Below are 18,291 nucleotides of genomic sequence, written 5' to 3' on the forward strand. Positions count from 1 at the left end.
GTTGAGTTCTCAAGGAACGGACGCTTCCTTTGTACTCACCCTCGCGGGCTTTCCTCCGGGCTTTCGTTCTTTCCTGCGTTTCCGACTCTATCAGATCCTTTCGGGCCTGACCCCCAGTCAGCGGGGTTTGCCTTCCGGGCTGTTGGGCCCTTCCGACTCCTGAACTCTAGCGGATTTTCCCGGCAACCGATAATCGGGCCTTCGGAAATGAATTCGGGCATGCCGAATTCGTTCCCGGTGGGGAGATCGTACTGAGTAGGTTGCCGCAACGAGGCGGCGGATTTGTTGACCTCAGAACCTTCCGGCGCTGGGGCAACTCGAAGAACCTTACGGATCCGCGAGGGGTGTGTCAACCCGGCGGGTCGACGCCCGTCGGGGGCCGCTCAGGTGCGGGACTGGAGGTCCTCCACGCGGTCCAGGACACGGGTGAGCATGTCCCCCAGGACCCCGCGCTCCGCCGTGGAGAGGTCCTGGAGCAGGTCCTCCTCGAACACCGTCGCCGCGCGCATCGCGTCCAGCCACTTGCTGCGGCCCTCGTCCGTCAGCTCCACGATCACGCGGACCCGGTTGGACTCGTCCCGTTCCCGGGTGACCAGGCCCTCGGCCGTCATCCGGTCGATCCGGTGGGTCATGGCCGCCGGCGTCAGGCCCAGCTGCTTCGCGAGCTCGCTCGGGCCCATCCGGTACGGGGCACCCGAGAGGACGAGGGCCTTGAGGACCTCCCACTCCGCATTGCTGATGCCGAGCGCGGCCGTCTGGCGGCCGTACGCGACGTTCATGCGGCGGTTCAGGCGGCTGAGTGCCGAGACGACCTTCTCCACCTGGGGGTCCAAGTCCCGGAATTCGCGCTGGTAGACGGCGATCTGCTCGTCGAGGCTCGGCTCGTGGACCGGCGTCGCGCCGTCGGGGGTGTCAGCCATGGTCCGAAGTATCCCATGACGCGTTGGCGTCTAACTCCTTCGATGTGTAAAGTTAAGCATCGAACTTTAGGTATGAAGTCTTCAGACTTTAGCTATCAGGGCAGGTGAGAAGTGACCAAGGTGATGGGCGCTGCGATGCGGCGGATCCAGGCCGGGAACGCGCTGACCGCGTTCGGCATCGGCTTCACGGTTCCGTTCCTCTACATCTATGTGGCGCAGGTGCGGGGGCTGGGCTCCATGGCCGCCACGAGCGCGTTCGTGGCGTTCGCCCTGGGTGCTCTCGTCGCACTGCCCTTCACCGGCCGGGTCATCGACCGGCGCGGTCCGGTGCCCGTGGTCATGGGCGCGGCCGTGGCCGCCTCCGCGGGTGCGCTCGCCCTCGGGCTCTCCACCGGCGTCGTGCCGATCCTGCTGTCCGCCCTGACGCTCGGTGCCGGACAGGCCGTGATGCAGCCGGCGCTGGCCACGATGATCGTGTGGTGCTCGACGCCGTCGACCCGCACGCGCGCCTTCGCCCTCCAGTTCTTCATGCAGAACCTGGGTCTGGGCATCGGCGGTCTCGCCGGCGGCCAGATCGTCGACGTGACCCGGCCCGGGAGCTTCACCCTGCTGTTCGGCATCGAGGCCGTGATGTTCCTGGTGCTGGCCGGGGTGATCGCCACCGTGCGGATGCCGCAGGCGCCGAGCATCAAGGACGCGCTGCCCAAGGATCCGTCCCGGACGGCCGGCGGCGGCTGGAAGCGGCTCCTGCGCCACAAGGCCATGGTGCAGCTGTGCCTCCTGGGCTTCGTGCTCTTCTTCGCCTGTTACGGACAGTTCGAGTCGGGTCTGGCCGCGTTCGGTACAGAGGCCGCGGGGATCTCGCCGTCCACGCTGGGGTTCGCGCTGGCCGCCAACACGGGTGCGATCGTCGTGGCGCAGTTCGCGGTGCTGAAGCTGGTCGAGAAGCGCCGCCGGTCGCGGGTCATCGCGCTGGTCGGGCTGATCTGGACCGTCGCGTGGCTGATCGCCGGGTTCTCCGGGCTGGGGCACGGCAGCGCGACGATGGCCGCCGCCGCGTTCGTGAGCACGTACGCGCTCTTCGGGATCGGTGAGGCGATGCTGTCGCCGACGCTGGCCCCGCTGGTGGCCGACCTGGCTCCGGAGGGTTCGGTCGGGCAGTACAACTCGGCGTTCGCGCTGGTCAAGCAGATGGCCCTGGCGCTGGGGCCGCTGGGCGTGCCGCTGGGTGCGAGTGCTCCGATGCTGTACGTCGGAATCTTCGTGCTGGTCTCGCTCGGGATCGCGGGTCTGGCGCTGCGGCTCGGCAGGCAGCTGACCCCGGTGCAGGACAACCCGTCGCTGCTGCGCGGCAGGGTCGTGGCGCAGGGGCCGGTGGCCGCCGCCCAGGGTGCGGAGCGGGCGGAGCCGGTGTCCGCGTAAGAAGAGGTGCAGGTGTGGGAGAGGCCCCGGTCCGGGTGGACCGGGGCCTCTGCCGTCGTCGGGGACTACGCGTCGGGGAGGGCGAACTCGCACCAGACGGCCTTGCCGCCGCCGGGGGTGCGGCGGGAGCCCCAGGCCGAGGCGATGGTGGCGATGATCGAGATGCCGCGGCCGGTCTCGTCGGCGGGTTCGGCGCGGCGGCGGCGCGGGAGGTGGTCGTCCCCGTCGGTGACCTCGATGATCAGGCGGCGGTCGGTGCGGCGCAGGCGCAGGCGCATGGGCGGGGTGCCGTGCTGGAGGGAGTTCGCGACGAGTTCGCTGGCGGCGAGGACGCCGAGGTCGCAGAGCTCGACGGGGAAGCGCCAGGAGGTGAGGACGCCCTGGGCGAAGGCGCGGGCGCGCGGGGCGGCCTCGACGCCGCCGAGGAGTTCCAGGGCGGCGTTGTGGAAGAGCTCGGCGTCGGCTCCGGTGCGGGCGGGTTGCTGGAGGACCATGACGGCGACGTCGTCGTCGTGGTCGGCGTCCACGCCGAGGGCGCGCATCAGGCGGTCGCAGATGATCGCGGGGGTGCCCTGGGCTCCGGCGAGGGCGCGTTCGAGGGCGGCGACGCCTTCGTCGATGTCCTCGCCGCGGCGTTCGACGAGGCCGTCGGTGTAGAGGACGGCGGTGGAGCCTGGGCCGAGGGCGATGGTGCCGGAGCTGTGGAGCCAGCCGCCGGTGCCCAGAGGGGGGCCGGTGGGGTCGGCGGCGCGGCGGACGATGCCGTCCTCGTCGCGGACGAGGATGGGGAGGTGGCCGGCGGAGGCGTAGGCGAGAAGGCCTTCGTTGGGGTCGTGGACGGCGTAGACGCAGGTGGCGATCTGGCTGGCGTCGATCTCGGCGGCGAGGCCGTCGAGGAGCTGGAGGACCTCGTGCGGGGGCAGGTCGAGGCGGGCGTAGGCGCGGACGGCGGTGCGCAGTTGGCCCATGACGGCGGCGGCGCGCACGCCGCGGCCCATGACGTCGCCGATGACGAGGGCGGTGCGGCCGGCGCCGAGGGTGATGACGTCGTACCAGTCGCCGCCGACGGCGGCCTCGGTGCCGCCGGGCTGGTAGGTGGCGGCGATGCGGAGGTCGTCGGGCTGTTCCAGTTCCTGTGGGAGGAGGGAGCGCTGGAGGGTGACGGCGGCTTCGCGCTGGCGGCGTTCGCTGGCGCGGAGGCGGTCGACGGCTTCGGCGTGGTCGGTGACGTCGGCGAGGTGGACCAGGATGCCGGTGTGGTGGGGGTCGGGGCGGCCGTCGGCGTCGGCCTTGGGGAACTGCACGGGGGTGCAGGTGACGGTGTAGGAGCTGCCGCCTCCGGGGGCCTGGCGGTTCTTGGCGGTGCGGGGTCGGCCGCTGCGCTGGACCTGGTCGAGGAGGGGGAGGAGGCCGAGCTCGCCGAGTTCGGGGAGGGCGAGGTGGGCGGGGGTGCCGGTGGTGCGGGGGCCGAAGCCGGCGGTGTAGGCGTCGTTGACGTAGGCGACGCGGTGCTCGGGGCCGTGGACGAGGGCGACGAGGGCGGGGAGGAGTCCGAGGACCTCCTGCACGGAGAGCTCGTCGAGGGCGGGTGCGGCGGGGAGCGGGGCGGTGCCGGTGCCGGTGCCGGAGACGGTGGTGTCGGCGGGGCTGCCGTCGGTGGGCGTGACGGGGTGGGGGGCGGCGCCGCGGGCTGCCGGGACGGAGCCTTCACCCCGTTTGGCCTGGGCTGCGGCGTGCTCGTTCCGGGCGGCGGCGCGGCGCTGCGTTCCGGGGAACCGGGCGCTCCATCGCGTGAAGTTCACTGCGTTCAGGCCTCGTGGTGTCGCAAGTGGTCGCGGTGTCTCCTCCCGGTGGTGCCGGGAGGTGCCCCGTGTGGTCGGTCGCTTGCTGCTGGTCACTCCGTGGGGCGTCACTCTGTGCAGGTGTGAGCCCACCTATGGTCACACGTCCAGTGTGGCGGACCGCACTGACAACGTCAGCCCTTGCTGTCTTCCGGGGGGTTGGAGGCGGGCTGCTGGAGGTGGTGCCGGGGGCCGCCACCGGCGGCGAGTTCGAATTCTGCCCTGGGGTGTTCGAGTGATCCGAGGGAGACGATCTCGCGGGTGAAGAGTCCGGCGAGGGTCCATTCGGCGAGGACGCGCATCTTGCGGTTGAAGGTGGGGACGCGGCTGAGGTGATAGGTGCGGTGCATGAGCCAGGCGGGGTAGCCCTTGAGCTTGCGTCCGTAGACGTGGGCGACGCCCTTGTGGAGGCCGAGGGAGGCGACGGATCCCGCGTACTTGTGGGCGTATTCGGTGAGGGTCTCGTCGCGGAGGGCGGCGATGAGGTTGTCGGCGAGCTGTTTGGCATGGCGGACGGCGTGCTGGGCGTTGGGGGCGCATTCGCGGCCGGGTTCTTCGGCGGTGATGTCGGGGACGGCGGCGGCGTCGCCGGCCGCCCAGGCGTGTTCGACGCCCTCGATGGTCAGGAAGGCGGTGCAGCGCAGGCGGCCGCGTTCGTTCCGGGGGAGGTCGGTGGAGGCGAGGAGGGGGTGCGGTTTGACGCCGGCGGTCCAGACGATGGTGCGGGTGGGGAAGCGGGAGCCGTCGCTGAGGACGGCGACCCGGTTCTCGCAGGAGTCGAGGCGGGTCTCCAGGCGGACGTCGATGTTGCGGCGGCGCAGTTCGCGGACGGTGTAGACGCCCATTTCGGGGCCGACCTCGGGGAGGATCCGGTCGCTGGCCTCGACCAGCACCCATTTCATGTCCTCGGCCTTGATGTTGTGGTAGTACCGGGCCGCGTAGCGGGCCATGTCCTCCAGTTCGCCGAGTGCCTCGACGCCGGCGTAGCCGCCGCCGACGAAGACGAAGGTGAGGGCGGCGTCGCGGACCGCGGGGTCGCGGGTGGAGGAGGCGATGTCCATCTGTTCGATGACGTGGTTGCGCAGGCCGATGGCCTCTTCCACGGTCTTGAACCCGATGCCGTAGTCGGCGAGGCCGGGAATGGGGAGGGTGCGGGAGACGGATCCGGGTGCGAGGACGAGTTCGTCGTACTCGATCTCCAGGTCGCCGGTGCCCTCTTCGGGGGTGGCGAGGGTGGTGACGGTCGCGGTGCGTTTGGCGTGGTCGATGCGCTGGGCCTGGCCGATGACGATGCGGCAGCGGTCGAGGACGCGGCGCAGGGGGATGACGACGTGGCGCGGGGAGATCGCGCCGGCGGCGGCTTCCGGGAGGAAGGGCTGGTACGTCATGTAGGGCTCGGGGGTCACCACGGTGACCTCGGCTTCGCCGGGTCTGAGCTTCCGCTGGAGGTGCAGGGCGGTGTACATGCCGACGTATCCGCCGCCGATGACGAGGATGCGCGTGCGGGGCGGGGTACCGGGGGCTCCGCCCCGCGAGTTAGCAGCCTTCACCATCCCATGACGCAACGTGGCCAGGAGTTTGTCCACAGGCCCGACAGATTGTGTGACCGGTGGGGAGGGCGGGGCGAGGCTGTCGAGGAGGTCGGAGGGTGTGAGAAGTTCGCAGGTCAGACCGCGCGGAGGGGGTGATTCCGGAGGCTTGCGGCGGAAAAGTGGGGGTGAATGCTCCGATCGGGCGGTGCTCCGTCGGGGGCTGCCTCTTCTGAATTGACTCTGGCTCAACTATGTTCGTATCTCGTCGAGGAGTAGGACCAGGGCCCTCATGACCGTGGCCCCCCTCGGCGCGAAGGCGGGGAGTGTCTCCGGGGGGAGACAAATGATTACCGGGGGATACATATGCATATTTCCGATTTCCATGGTTCTGCCACCGCTCTGTCCGCAGAGAGCGGCGGCCGTGTGATCGCGGGCACGACCACCCACGGCACCGGCCGTTCGACGCCCCTGCGCGTCGATGCGCAGCGCAATCTCGAGCACGTCCTGCGCGCCGCGCGCGAGGTCTTCGGGGAGCTGGGCTACGGGGCTCCGATGGAGGACGTCGCGCGGCGCGCGCGGGTCGGCGTCGGGACCGTCTACCGGCGGTTCCCCAGCAAGGACGTGCTGGTCCGGCGCATAGCCGAGGAGGAGACCGCCCGGCTGACGGAGCAGGCGAAGTCCGCTCTGGGCCAGGAGGAGGAGCCGTGGCAGGCGCTGTCGCGCTTCCTGCGCACCTCCGTGGCCTCGGGCGCGGGCCGGCTGCTTCCGCCGCAGGTGCTGCGGGTCGGCGCGGCCGAGGAGGACGGCGCCGAGGACGAGGGCGCGGTGCGCGTCCCGCACCAGCGTCAGGCCGTCGCGGGCGGGGCCCCGGAGCTGCGCGTCGTGGGCTCGCGGACCCCGGCCGAGGACGAGCCGTCGGAGGACGCGGGCGCGGGTGCGCTGCTGGAGGTCGTCGGCCGGCTGGTGGACCGGGCGCGGGAGGCCGGCGAGCTGCGGGCCGATGTCACGGTGGCCGATGTGCTGCTGGTGATCGCGACCGCCGCGCCCGCGCTGCCGGACCCGGCGCAGCAGGCCGCGGCTTCGGCCCGGCTGCTGGACATCCTGCTCGAGGGGCTGCGTTCCCGTACGGCGTGAGCCGCGCGGGGCGGCGCGCCCGCCGGTGGTGACGGTCCGCCCGGCCCCCGCAGGGGTGGGGGCCGGGCGGACCGGCCCGGGCGGGTCCGGTCGCCGGCCGGTCAACGGGACGCCCCGTCCGGCCGGTCACCCGAACGGGTGAGGGGCGGCGCCGCGGTCCGCCGGACGTTCCCCGGACGGGTGGACCGTGCGGAAGGCGGGCCGGGGTACCCGTGCCGTGTGACACGCTGGGCCGGTGTACCGGTCTGAGTGTGTCGTGCGGGGGCTTCCGCGATGAGCGTTGAAGGACGGGACGAGTCTTCCGGTGGCGCGAGTGGCGAGGCCGCGGCGGACAGCCCGCCCGCCCGGCAGGTTCCGGCCCAGCGCGAGCCCGGACGGCGGCGGCACGCCGCTCCCGGGCCGGGCGGCGCCGAGCTGCCCCCGTCCGACGGGGACTTGGTCGCCCGCACGCGCGCCGGTGACGACGGTGCGTACGAGGAGCTGTTCCGTCGGCACGCCGAGGCCGTACGGCGCTACGCGCGCAGCTGCTGCCGTGACGGGCACACCGCCGACGACCTGACCGCCGAGGTGTTCGCGCGGACGCTCCAGGCGGTGCGGGGCGGGGCGGGTCCGGACCAGTCGGTGCGGGCCTATCTGCTGACCACCGTGCGGCGGGTCGCCGCGGCCTGGGCGAAGACGGCCCGGCGGGAGCATCTGGTCGAGGACTTCGCGGTGTTCGCGGAGCAGGCGGCCACGGGCGAGAGCGGCGGCGCGCGGGCCGGGCTGTCCGGGGACGACACCCTGGAACTGGGCGCGGACGTCCGGGCGATGCACGAGGCGGAGCGTTCCCTCGCGGTGCAGGCCTTCCGGAGCCTGCCGGAGCGGTGGCAGGCCGTGCTGTGGCACACCACGGTCGAGGACTCCCCGCCGAGTGCGGTGGCCCCGCTGTTCGGGCTGAGCGCCAATGCGACGGCGGTGCTGGCCAGCCGGGCCCGGGAGGGCCTCAAGCAGGCCTACCTCCAGGCGCACGTGAGTTCCGCGCTGCGTGCGGGCGGGGACTGCGCGCAGTACGCGGACCGGCTGGGAGCCTATGCCCGGGGCGGGCTGCGGATGCGGGCGGAGCGGGGGCTGCGGCGGCACCTGGAGGAGTGCGCGAAGTGCCGGCTGGCCGCCGGGGAGCTCAAGGACGTGAACGCGGGGATTCCCGCGCTGCTGCCGGTCGCGGTCATCGGGTGGTTCGCCGCCGGGTACGCCGCGAAGGCGGCCGGGGTGGTGGCCGGCGGGGTCGTCGCCGCCGGCGGCGCGGGGGCGGCCGCCGCGGCGGCCGGCGGGTCGTCGGCCGCCGGGGCCGGGGCTGCCGGCGTCGCGGGGGCTGCCGGTGGCGCTGGTGCCGCGGGGGCTGCCGGCGGCGGCGGTTCCGCCGGTGAGGCCGGGGGTGCGGTGGTCTCGGAGGGGCTGGGGCTGCCGGCGAAGGCCGCCATCGCCGCCGGGATGGCGGTCGCGGCAGCCGCCGGGGTGGTGTTCGCCCTGACCGGGGACGAGCCCGAGCCGGAGGCGAGGCCTGCGCCCAGTGCGGTGGCGCCGGTGGTGCCCCGGGCGCCCGTGTCCGCTGCACCGGAGCCGGCCCCGCCCGCGGATCCGGCGCCGGCGGCGGGTGGCCCCGTACCGCCGGCGCGCAGTGCGTCGCCGTCCGTGGTGCCGCGGCCCGCCCCGCCGTCGGCGGCCGCATCCGCTCCGGCTCCGGCGGGCCCGTCCGCTGCGGCGTCCGCGCGGCCCACGCCCACGCCCTCGCCCACCCCGTCCCGGCCGGAGCCCACGCCGTCGTCGCGGGCCGCCCAGGCGTTCCCGCTGGCCCGGCTGGAGCACGCGCCACTGGGCCGGCACACCGGTCCCGAGCTGGAGACATGGAGCAGCAGCTGGGTGTGGCAGCGGTGGGGGCTGGTGGCCGGGGGGCAGCGGTTCGGGCAGGGGATCACCGTCCCCTCGCGTTCCTCCGTGGAGATCACCCTCAACCGGCGGTGCGCCTCCTTCTCGGCGCGGGCCGGGGTGGACGGGCTGTCGCTGCTGACCGACGGAAAGCTGCGGTTCTCCGTCTACGCCGACGGCCGGCGCCTGTGGCGCTCGGACGCGCTCGGGTACGGGGATGCCCCGGCGTCCGTCGAGGTGCCGCTGGCCGGACGCTCGACCCTGCGGCTGGTGGTGGAGCAGGCCGGGCAGGGGCACCTGCCGACTCTGGCGAGCTGGGCCGACGGGGTGATCAGCTGCCGCTGAGCGCGGTGTGCCGGGCCACCTCGGCGGCCACCTCGGCGGCGACCTCGGCGGGGGTCAGGCCGCGGCCCTCTGCCTCCGCCACGGCATGGGCGGCCTCCCCGAGGGCGGCACGGGTGCGGGCCGGGAGCCCCTCCAGGACGGCTTCCTCGGGCACCGAGCGGGGATGGTCGGCCCGCCAGGTGGCGGCCGCCGCGAGGACCCGTGCGCTCGCGGCCGGCCGGCCCGCGCCGGCCAGGAACAGGGCCGCCGCCTCGGCGAGGCATGCCAGGACGCGTTCGGCGCAGTGGGCGGCCACCGCCTCCGCCAGGGCGGCCCCGATCCGGTCCAGACCCGCCTGCGGGCCCTTCTCCCGGGCGGTGAGGGCGGCCTCGACGACGCCGAGCCCCGCCGCGAGCTGCGGGGGCGGGTTGATCTGCGCGGCGTCGGCGCGGGCGCGGGCGCACTCGGTGCGGGCCCGTTCGGTGTCGCCGCGCCGCAGGGCGAGCATCGCCGACAGGAGCCGGGCGAAGGAGCTCATGTCGTACACCCCGCCGTACTGGTCGGCCTCGCGGTCGGCTTCGGCGAGGAGCCGTTCGGCGGTGTCGTAGTCCCCGGTGCAGTAGGCCGCCTCGGCGATGCGTGCGAGGGCCAGGGGCGCCTCGATCTGGGCGCCGACCTCCCGGGCGAGGCGCAGGCACTCCTCGTACTCGGTGCGGGCGGTGTCGTACTGGCCGCGGGAGAGGGCGGCCTCCCCCGCGGCGCTGGCCACCTGGGCCCGGATCCAGCGGTCCCCGCAGCGGCGGGCGATCGCGTGGAGTTCGGCGAGGTCGGCGTCGACGGCGTCGAGGCCGCCGGTCCTGTCGATGGCGGTGTGGGCGCGCATCAGGAGGGCGACGCCGAGTTCCCAGTCGCCGGCGTGCCGGCGGCAGTTCTCCACGGAGCGGGACAGGTCGGGGTGGAAGCCCGCGACGTCGCCGGTGAGAAAGGACGTGGCGGGCCAGAGCATGCCGGGGAAGCGGGTGGTCTCCGGGGAGCCCTCGCGGAAGACGTCCCTGATGCGGACGGCGAGGGCGGCGAACTCGGGCGTGCGGAAGCCGGCGGCGCCCTTGCTCTCGGTGAGCAGGAACATGTGGAGGACCTGGAGGCGCATGGACCGCCAGTACGCGGCCGAGCCCTCGGGGACGTCGGCGGGGGTGGCGTCGAGGATCCGGCCGGCCCATTCGGCGCCCTCGGCACGGTAGTTGCGCAGCCACAGGAACCAGGCGAGGGCGGTCACGAGCCGCTGGGCGGTCTCCAGGTCCGGGTCCGCGACGGCGGCGGTGTGGAGGGCGGAGCGGAGGTTGTCGAGCTCGGTCTCGACGCGCCGGATCCAGGGGAGCTGCTCGGCGGAGCGCAGCAGGGGTTCGGCGCGCTCGGCGAGGGCCAGGTAGTACGCGGCGTGGCGGCGGGTGGTGGCCCGGGCGTCGTCGGCGGTGGCGGCGAGGCGCTCGGCGGCGTACTCGCGGATGGTCTCCAGCATGCGGTAGCGCATGCCGTCGGGGTCGGGGACGGCGGTGACGAGGGATTTGTCGACGAGGGAGCCGAGGGTGCCGGCGACGTCGGCGTCCGGGCCGCCGCAGACGGCCTCGGCGGCGTCCAGGTCGCAGCCGCCGGCGAAGACGGACATCCGGGCGAGGGCGGTGCGTTCGGCGGTGTCGAGCAGGTCCCAGGACCAGTCGACGACGGCCCGCAGGGTCTGCTGGCGCGGCAGGAGGGTGCGGGCGCCTCCGGTGAGGAGGCGGAAGCGGTCGTCGAGGCGGTCGGCGATCTGGCGCGGGGTGAGCAGCCGCAGGCGGGCGGCGGCCAGTTCGATGGCGAGCGGCAGTCCGTCGAGGCGGTCGCAGATCTCGGCGACGGCCGCCGGGTCCTCCTCGGGGCGGAAGTCGGGGCGGGCGGCGGTGGCGCGGTCGGCGAAGAGGCGGTGCGCGGGGCCGGGCGGGAGCGGTTCGAGGGGGCGCAGGAACTCGCCGGGTACGCCGAGGGGTTCGCGGCTGGTGGCCAGGATGCGGACGCCCGGGCAGTGGATGAGGAGCTTCTCGGCGAGTTCGGCGGCGGCGTCGATGACGTGCTCGCAGTTGTCGAGGACGAGGAGCAGCGACCGGTGTGCGCAGTACTCGACGAGGAGGGTGGTGGGGTCGTCGTCGGCGGGGGACTTCTCGCGCGCGACGAGGCTGTTCTCGCGCAGGCCGAGGGCGCTGAGGACGGCTCCGGGCACGGCGGCGGGGTGGTCGAGGCGGGCGAGTTCGACGAGCCAGCCGGATGCCGGCTGGGCGGCGGCCGCGTGCTCGGCGAGTCGGGTCTTGCCGGAGCCGCCGGGGCCGGTGAGGGTGACGAGGCGGACGCGGGCCAGGTCGTCGGCGAGGGCGGCGAGTTCGGGCTCGCGGCCGACGAAGGAGGTCAGGCGGGGGCGGAGGTTGCCGCGGGGCGGCGCGGGCGGCGCGGGCGGTGCCGGCGGGGGACGGAGCAGTTCGGCGTGCAGGGCGCGCAGCTGCGGGCCGGGGTCGGTGCCGAGGCCTTCGGCGAGGTCGCGGCGGGTGCGTTCGTACGCGGCGAGGGCGTCGGCGGGGCGGCCGGCGGAGCGCAGGGCGCGCAGGCGGAGGGCGTGCAGGGGCTCGTCGTACGGGTGCTCGCGGATCAGTGCCTCGATCTCCGGGAGGAGTGCGGCCGGGGCGGTGGCGCCGCTGCGCAGGTCGGCTTCGAGGCGGTCGCGCAGGGCTGCGGTGCGACGGGCCTCGGGGGCGGCGGCGTGGATGGTGCGGGCGGGTTCGGCCAGGTCGGCGAGGACGGGGCCGCGCCAGAGGGCGAGGGCCTCACGGAGGGTGGTGGCGGCGGTGGCGGGGTCGGTGCGCAGCTGCTCGGCGCCGAGGGCGGCCAGGCGGGTGAAGCGGTGCAGGTCGACGTCGTCGCGGGCGGCGGCGAGGCGGTAGCCGCCGGCGGGGTCGGTGCGGATGCTGTCACGGGAGCCGAGGGTGCGGCGCAGGCGGGCGACGAGGGCCTGGAGGGCGGCGGGGGCGTCCTGAGGCGGGTCGTCGCCCCAGACCTCGTCGGCCAGGTCGGCGACGGAGGCGGCGGCGGGGGCGCCGGCGCGCAGGGCGAGGGCGGTGAGGAGCGCGCGCAGGCGGGCGCCGCCGGGGGTGAGGGGGGCGCCGGTCGTCTCGTCATGTGCCTCGGTGCCACCGAGGATGAGGTACCGCACCGGGTCATTCTGCCGTGCCGCCGCGCTGGGCCGCGGGGGGTTTTCTCCCCGCCCCGCCCTTCGCCCGTTCCCCTGGGGCTGCGCCCGGGGCCCCGATACCGTGCGCTGCGCGCCCGGTGCGCTCAGACGCCGCGCGGGCTGATCACGGCCCCGCCCAGGGGGAGGGGCGGGCGGGGGGTGCCCGTCAGGCGGGGGAGGGGCGTCGGGAGGGGTGGGACCGCGCGGCGGCGTGGGGTGGAGGTGCCCGTCCAGCAGGTGCCGCGGCGGGACATCAGGCGGCGGAGCCACAGTTCCATGGAGACGAGTTCCGCCAGCCCGTCGAGCGGTACGGGCCTCCCGTCGGCGGCGTCGGTCAGGGCCTGCTGCACCACGCGGGCCTCGACCAGTCCGGCGTCGGCCAGCAGCGGTGCGGTGAACAGGGCCAGCAGCGAGGCGAGGGCGGCGCGCAGCCCGAGCCGGCCGGCGGTCTCGTTCGGTCCGGGGGCGGTGACGCCCCAGCCGGGAGGGAGTTCACGCACCCCGGCGGAGGCCAGGACGCTGCGCAGGATCTCGGCGCGGGCCCCGGGCTGCACGCGCAGGGACTCCGGCAGGGCGCGCGCGGCCCGTACGACCTGGTTGTCGAGGAAGGGCGCGTGCAGGCGCTGGCTGCGGACCTCGACGGCCTGTTCGAAGACGCGGTGGTCGGCGGCGTGGCGGGCGAGCAGGGCGCGGGCGCGGGCCTCGCCGGGCCGCAGCGAGAGCGGGGGACGTCCGGCGGCGGCCCGCAGGCGGATCGATACTTCCGCCAGCGCCTCCCCGGTCAGCCAGCCGGCCGCGGGGCCGGGGCGGGACCAGGTCAGGGCCGCGAGCGAGGCGTCGACGGGCCCGGAGACGGCGGTGGCGACGCCGCCCTCGCGCAGCCGGGCCGCCGCCGCTTCGATGCCCGCGCGGTAGGGCGTACGGGCGAGGCGGCGGGCGGCCGTATAGACGGAGAAGGGGACGAGGAGGGGGCCCTCGGGCGCGGAGCGGGCGAGGGCGGCGACGGGGCGCAGCAGGTGGCGGCGCCTGCGGTCCAGGAGGAGGTCGGCCATGCGGGCGGGGTGGGCGTCGAGGACCTGGCGGGCGCCGTGTCCGGTGAAGTGGTCGGCGGAGCCGGCGGCGAGGCGGCGGCGGTCGCGGGCGGCGGTGACGAGGCAGGGGCCGGGTTCGTCGGTGAGGGGTCCGTCGAGTTCGGCGTACGGGAGGGCCTCGTCGGCGGCGGCCACGACGACGTGGTGCAGCCGGGGGTCGGCGGCGAGGGCGTGGGCGCGTTCGAGTTCGCCTTCGCGGCCGCGCGGGGTGGCGAGGTCGTTGAAGGTGACGGCGAGGAGGCGGGATCCGGAGCCGGGGAGGGTGCCCGGGGCGCCGGGGAGTCCGGCGGCGAGCAGGGCGAGGGTGGCGGAGGCGGTGCCGCCGGAGAGGTCGGCGCCGACACCGGGGGCGGGGGCGCCGCGGGCGGCGCGCCGGTCGGCGGGGCCCATTCCGGGCACGGGTCCGGGGTCGGGGAGCGGGGTGTCGGGAGCATGCCGGGGTGCCGTGAGCCGGGCGCGCACCGCGGCCGTCAGCGCTTCCCGCACGCCCTCGACCGCCCCCTCCGGGTCGGCCTCGGGGGCGGCCACGGCGAGGGAGGCCACGGGTTCGTACCCGGTGATCTCGCGGGAGCCCTCGCGCAGGATCAGCGTGTGCCCGGGCGGGATGCGGCGGACACCGGCGTACGGTGTGCCGTCGCCCAGGGCCTCGGGGCTGTCGGGGCAGGCCAGCAGGGCGGCGAGGTGGCCGATGTCGAGCTGGGCCCCGATGAGGTCGGCGAGGGGGAGGGCGGCGGTGGCGTACGCGGTGCCGCCCGCCCAGGGGGTGTAGAAGACGGGCCGGGCGCCGGCCAGGTCGCCAAGGACGGTGATGCGGCGGCCGGCCTGGACGACGGCGGTGTAGCTGCCGGGCCATTCGGTGAGGTGGCGCAGGGCGCCGCCGCGGGCGGCGTAGAGGGCGCGGCGCAGTTCCTCGTCGCCGGCGCCGCAGCAGCCGAGGACGGCGAGCCGGGTGAAGGGGTCGGCGGGGTCGGCCGTGACGGTGCGGATCTCGTCGGGGCGCCAGTCGCCGACGGCCCAGAGGGGGTCGGGGTCGCCCCACAGGAGCTGGGCTCCGACGGGGTGGACGGTGCGTTCGGCGTCGTGGCCGGCGGGGTCGTCGGCGTGGGCGGCGTCGGCGATGCCGCCGCGCAGGGGGTCGCCGTGGGGGGAGCCGTACGCGGTCCCGGCCGCTTGGCCGGCCACGCGTCCGGCCGTGCCGAAGCTCGCGGCGATACTGCTCCACCCGACCAACCAGCGCACCGCCGCCTCCCCCAGCCCGTGGGCACATGACCCGGGGCAACGGGCGGCACGGACGACGTGGTCGGCGCTGAGGGCGCGGCCGGCGGGACCCCGGTGGCTCGGGATCCATGCTGCCACGAGTCGGGCGTGCGGGAGCGGCTTCGGGGGCGCACGGGTGAACGAACACGCCACGGCAACACGGTATTTGGCGTTCCGTTCCCACCGCCCCATAGGTCGGTTTCGGCCATTCTTCGGCCGTACTGAGCAGCCGTGCGCGGTCTCGCGCGGGACACTGCGGGGGCGCGGTCCGGGAGGCCCGATCGCGCCCCCCGGACCGTTCCGCCACCCGCGGGGATTGAGGCAGCGGCATCCCCCGGCCTGCCGGATCCACGCGGCGGGCCGACCCACGCACGGCACATCGAATCGCCGGGTCCCGGGTGCGGCCAGAGCGCACGGCCGGGCGCACGGCCACACGGCCGGAGCACGGTCCGAGGCGTGCGCCCCGGGGAGCGGGCCCCGGCGGACTGTGCGCACGGACAACAATCCCGCCATACGGAAGGCGGGGCCTTAACGCTTGGGAGGCGGGGAACTACGCTGGGTTTACGAATGCCGGGCGCCTATGCCCCGGCGGCGTCTGCGTTCCGCGTGTGACGAGGGGTGGCGCATGTCCAGGGAGCTCCGCGAGCCCAACGAGAAGCTCGGCGCCGTCCTCGCCCTGGCGGGCATCAGCAACGCGGGGCTGGCCCGGCGGGTCAACGACCTCGGAGCGCAGCGCGGTCTGACGCTCCGGTACGACAAGACCTCGGTCGCGCGGTGGGTGTCGAAGGGGATGGTGCCGCAGGGCGCCGCCCCGCACCTGATCGCCGCCGCGATCGGCGCGAAGCTGGGGCGGCCGGTGCCGCTCCACGAGATCGGGCTGGCCGACGCCGACCCCGCCCCCGAGGTCGGGCTGGCCTTCCCGCGCGACATCGGCGCGGCCGTGCGGTCGGCGACCGACCTCTACCGGCTGGACCTCGCCGGGCGGCGCGGCGGTGGCGGGATCTGGCAGTCGCTCGCCGGTTCGTTCTCCGTGTCGGCGTACGCGACGCCGGCCTCGCGGTGGCTGATATCGCCCGCGGACAGCTCGGTGGCCCGCGAGCCGGGGCCCGCGTCCGACCCCGGCGCGCCCAGCGGCCCGGGCACCGCCGCCCCCGTGAGCGGCGGCCCGCGCACGGCGGCTCCGGTCCGCGCCGCCTCCGCGCCCCGGCGCACGCCCGAACCCCCCGCGGAGGGCGTTGTGCCCGCCCGCCCCGCGGCCGAAACCGCCGCTCCGGCCCCTGCCGCGGCTCCGGCCCCTGCCGCGGCCCCCGCCGCGGTGCTCCCGGACGCCTCCCCGCAGCGCGTCGGCCACAGCGACGTGGCCAAGCTGCGCGAGGCGGCGGAGGACGCGCGCCGCTGGGACTCCAAGTACGGCGGCGGGGACTGGCGTTCCTCGATGGTTCCCGAGTGCCTGCGGGTGGACGCGGCCCCGCTGCTCCTCGGCTCCTACACGGACGAGGTCGGCCGCGCCCTCTTCGGGGCCACCGCCGAGCTGACCCGCCTGGCCGGGTGGATGGCCTTCGACACGGGCCAGCAGGAGGCCGCCCAGCGCTACTACATCCAGGCGCTGCGGCTGGCCCGCGCCGCCGCCGACGTTCCGCTCGGCGGGTACGTGCTGGCCTCCATGTCGCTCCAGGCCACCTACCGGGACTTCCCGGACGAGGGCGTGGACCTCGCCCAGGCGGCCGTCGAACGCAACCGCGGCCTGGCCACCGCCCGCACCATGAGCTTCTTCCGCCTCGTGGAGGCCCGGGCGCACGCGAAGGCGGGCGACTCGGCGGCGGCCGGGTCGGCGCTGCGGGCCGCCGAGGGCTGGCTGGAACGCTCCCGCCAGGGCGATTCCGACCCGACCTGGCTGGGTTTCTACTCCTACGACCGTTTCGCGGCGGATGCCGCGGAATGCTACCGGGACCTCAAACTCCCCCGGCAGGTCCGCCGCTTCACCGAGCAGGCCCTGTCCCGCCCCACGGAGGAGTACGTGCGCTCGCACGGCCTGCGCCTGGTGGTGAGCGCGGTCGCCGAGCTGGAGTCGGGCAACCTCGACGCGGCCTGCGCCGCCGGCACCCGGGCCGTGGAGGTCGCGGGCCGCATCTCCTCGGCGCGCACCACCGAGTACGTACGGGACCTGCTGCACCGCCTGGAGCCGTACGGCGACGAGCCGCGCGTCGCGGAGCTGCGCGAACGGGCACGGCCGCTGCTGGTGACTCCCGCGTAGCCCCTATTGTCGGTGGCGGGGTGCAAGATGCAGGGGTGGGAGGTGTCAGCGTGGGCGGCGTGGACTGCGATGTGCTGGTGATCGGTGGCGGGATCGTCGGCCTGTCGACGGCGCACGCCCTGTCGAGCCTGGCTCCCGGGACGCGCGTGACCGTACTGGAGAAGGAGTCCGGCCCCGCCCGGCACCAGACGGGCCGCAACAGCGGGGTGATCCACAGCGGCATCTACTACCGCCCCGGCTCCCTCAAGGCGCGCTTCGCGGTGCGCGGGGCCGCCGAGATGGTGAAGTTCTGCGTGGAGCACGGCATCGCGCACGAGGTGACCGGCAAGCTGATCGTCGCCACCGACCGCTCCGAGCTGCCCCGCCTGCACTCCCTGGTCCAGCGCGGCCGGGAGAACGGCATCCCGGTGCGCGAGCTGGGCCCGGCGCAGATCGCGGAGTACGAACCGGAGATCAGCGGCCTGGCCGCGATCCACGTCGGGACGACCGGGATCGTGGACTACGGCCAGGTGGCCGCCCGGCTGGCGGAGTCCTCGGGCGCGGAGATCGTCTACGGGGCGGAGGCGGACCTGATCTCGCGCCGCCCCTCGGCGGTCGCGGTGCGCACCACCTCGGGCCGGGTGGTCCGGGCGCGGGTGCTGGTGAACTGCGCGGGCCTGCAGTGCGACCGGATCGCCCGGCTGGCCGGTGACGACCCGGGCATGCGGATCATCCCCTTCCGCGGCGAGTACCACGACCTGGCCCGCCCCTCGCTGGTGCGCGGGCTGGTCTACCCCGTCCCCGACCCGGCGTTCCCCTTCCTCGGGGTCCATCTCACGCGGGGCATCGGCGGCGGGGTCCACGTCGGACCGAACGCCGTGCCGGCGCTGGCCCGCGAGGGCTACCGCTGGGGCACGGTCCGGCCGCGCGACCTCGGCACCGAGCTGGCCTGGCCGGGATCCTGGCGGATGGCCGCGCGGCACTGGCGGTACGGAGCGGGCGAGATCCACCGCTCCCTGTCGAAGACGGCCTTCACGGAGGCGGTGCGCAGGCTCCTGCCGGGGGTCACGGAGGCGGACCTCACGCCCGCCGCCTCGGGGGTGCGGGCGCAGGCCGTGCTGCGGGACGGGACGCTCGTGGACGACTTCCTCATCCGCGAGGCCCCCCGCACGGTGCATGTCCTCAACGCCCCCTCGCCCGCGGCGACCGCGTCGCTCCCGATCGGCCGCGAGATCGCCACCCGGGCCCTGCGCATGCTGCGCTCGTCCTGACCCGGCCCCGTCCCGCCCCGCCGGAGCCGCCGCCCGCCGCACCACCCGCCCCGCAACCTGCCCCACGGACCCACCGCCCGGCCCGCCACGCGACCCGCCCCACGGAGC

10 protein-coding genes are annotated in these 18,291 nt (G+C 75.3%); 5 read left to right on the top strand and 5 right to left on the bottom strand.

The features are described from left to right. Nucleotides 1-383: 383 nt before the first annotated feature. A complete protein-coding gene (locus ACFY15_RS32275; RefSeq protein WP_390685973.1) occupies nucleotides 384-920 on the bottom strand; it encodes a MarR family winged helix-turn-helix transcriptional regulator in 537 nt (178 codons plus the stop codon). A 123-nt stretch (nucleotides 921-1,043) separates the two neighbouring features. Between ACFY15_RS32275 and ACFY15_RS32280 the strand changes: the two genes are divergently transcribed. Next, on the top strand, nucleotides 1,044-2,342 hold the full coding sequence (locus ACFY15_RS32280; RefSeq protein ID WP_390826604.1) for an MFS transporter: 1,299 nt from the start codon (nucleotides 1,044-1,046) through the stop codon (nucleotides 2,340-2,342). 65 nt (nucleotides 2,343-2,407) lie between these two features. Here the strand turns inward: ACFY15_RS32280 and ACFY15_RS32285 are convergent, their stop codons facing one another. Together ACFY15_RS32285 and ACFY15_RS32290 are read right to left on the bottom strand one after the other, a co-directional pair. After that, nucleotides 2,408-4,144 (bottom strand): SpoIIE family protein phosphatase, encoded by a 1,737-nt coding sequence (locus ACFY15_RS32285; protein WP_390826568.1) that lies wholly within the window; start codon nucleotides 4,142-4,144, stop codon nucleotides 2,408-2,410. Nucleotides 4,145-4,317: 173 nt separating this feature from the next. Then, complete coding sequence (locus ACFY15_RS32290; protein ID WP_390826569.1) at nucleotides 4,318-5,736, bottom strand: NAD(P)/FAD-dependent oxidoreductase; 1,419 nt, start codon at nucleotides 5,734-5,736, stop codon at nucleotides 4,318-4,320. A 342-nt stretch (nucleotides 5,737-6,078) separates the two neighbouring features. Here ACFY15_RS32290 and ACFY15_RS32295 point away from each other — a divergent pair, with 342 nt between their 5' ends. Together ACFY15_RS32295 and ACFY15_RS32300 are read left to right on the top strand one after the other, a co-directional pair. After that, nucleotides 6,079-6,849 carry a TetR/AcrR family transcriptional regulator gene (locus ACFY15_RS32295; protein ID WP_390685977.1) on the top strand — a complete coding sequence of 257 codons (771 nt, stop codon included), beginning with the start codon at nucleotides 6,079-6,081 and terminating at the stop codon, nucleotides 6,847-6,849. A 273-nt stretch (nucleotides 6,850-7,122) separates the two neighbouring features. Then, nucleotides 7,123-9,099 (top strand): sigma-70 family RNA polymerase sigma factor, encoded by a 1,977-nt coding sequence (locus tag ACFY15_RS32300; protein WP_390826570.1) that lies wholly within the window; start codon nucleotides 7,123-7,125, stop codon nucleotides 9,097-9,099. Here the strand turns inward: ACFY15_RS32300 and ACFY15_RS32305 are convergent. Together ACFY15_RS32305 and ACFY15_RS32310 are read right to left on the bottom strand one after the other, a co-directional pair. Continuing rightward, the gene (locus ACFY15_RS32305; RefSeq protein WP_390826571.1) at nucleotides 9,086-12,313 is read right to left on the bottom strand and encodes a BTAD domain-containing putative transcriptional regulator; all 3,228 of its coding nucleotides are present in this window, start codon (nucleotides 12,311-12,313) and stop codon (nucleotides 9,086-9,088) included. The genes ACFY15_RS32300 and ACFY15_RS32305 overlap by 14 nt on opposite strands. A gap of 122 nt (nucleotides 12,314-12,435) precedes the next feature. Then, nucleotides 12,436-14,661: an asparagine synthase-related protein gene (locus ACFY15_RS32310; protein ID WP_390685980.1), complete on the bottom strand. Its 2,226-nt coding sequence runs from the start codon at nucleotides 14,659-14,661 to the stop codon at nucleotides 12,436-12,438. Nucleotides 14,662-15,304: 643 nt separating this feature from the next. Here ACFY15_RS32310 and ACFY15_RS32315 point away from each other — a divergent pair. Then, nucleotides 15,305-16,933 (top strand): sporulation protein, encoded by a 1,629-nt coding sequence (locus ACFY15_RS32315; protein ID WP_390685981.1) that lies wholly within the window; start codon nucleotides 15,305-15,307, stop codon nucleotides 16,931-16,933. 20 nt (nucleotides 16,934-16,953) lie between these two features. Continuing rightward, nucleotides 16,954-18,183, top strand: coding sequence for an L-2-hydroxyglutarate oxidase (gene lhgO / locus ACFY15_RS32320; RefSeq protein ID WP_390685982.1), 1,230 nt, complete (start codon nucleotides 16,954-16,956; stop codon nucleotides 18,181-18,183). Nucleotides 18,184-18,291: the final 108 nt, after the last annotated feature.

Source organism: Streptomyces sp. NPDC001373 (assembly GCF_042895815.1).
GTDB lineage: Bacteria > Actinomycetota > Actinomycetes > Streptomycetales > Streptomycetaceae > Streptomyces.

Excerpts from the sequence above, each read along its gene's own strand:
- ACFY15_RS32275 (WP_390685973.1), bottom strand. The coding sequence starts at position 920 with ATGGCTGACACCCCCGACGGCGCGACGCCGGTCCACGAGCCGAGCCTC.
- ACFY15_RS32295 (WP_390685977.1), top strand. The coding sequence starts at position 6,079 with ATGCATATTTCCGATTTCCATGGTTCTGCCACCGCTCTGTCCGCAGAG.
- ACFY15_RS32280 (WP_390826604.1), top strand. The coding sequence starts at position 1,044 with ATGGGCGCTGCGATGCGGCGGATCCAGGCCGGGAACGCGCTGACCGCG.
- ACFY15_RS32290 (WP_390826569.1), bottom strand. The coding sequence starts at position 5,736 with ATGGTGAAGGCTGCTAACTCGCGGGGCGGAGCCCCCGGTACCCCGCCC.
- ACFY15_RS32300 (WP_390826570.1), top strand. The coding sequence starts at position 7,123 with ATGAGCGTTGAAGGACGGGACGAGTCTTCCGGTGGCGCGAGTGGCGAG.
- ACFY15_RS32315 (WP_390685981.1), top strand. The coding sequence starts at position 15,305 with ATGTCCAGGGAGCTCCGCGAGCCCAACGAGAAGCTCGGCGCCGTCCTC.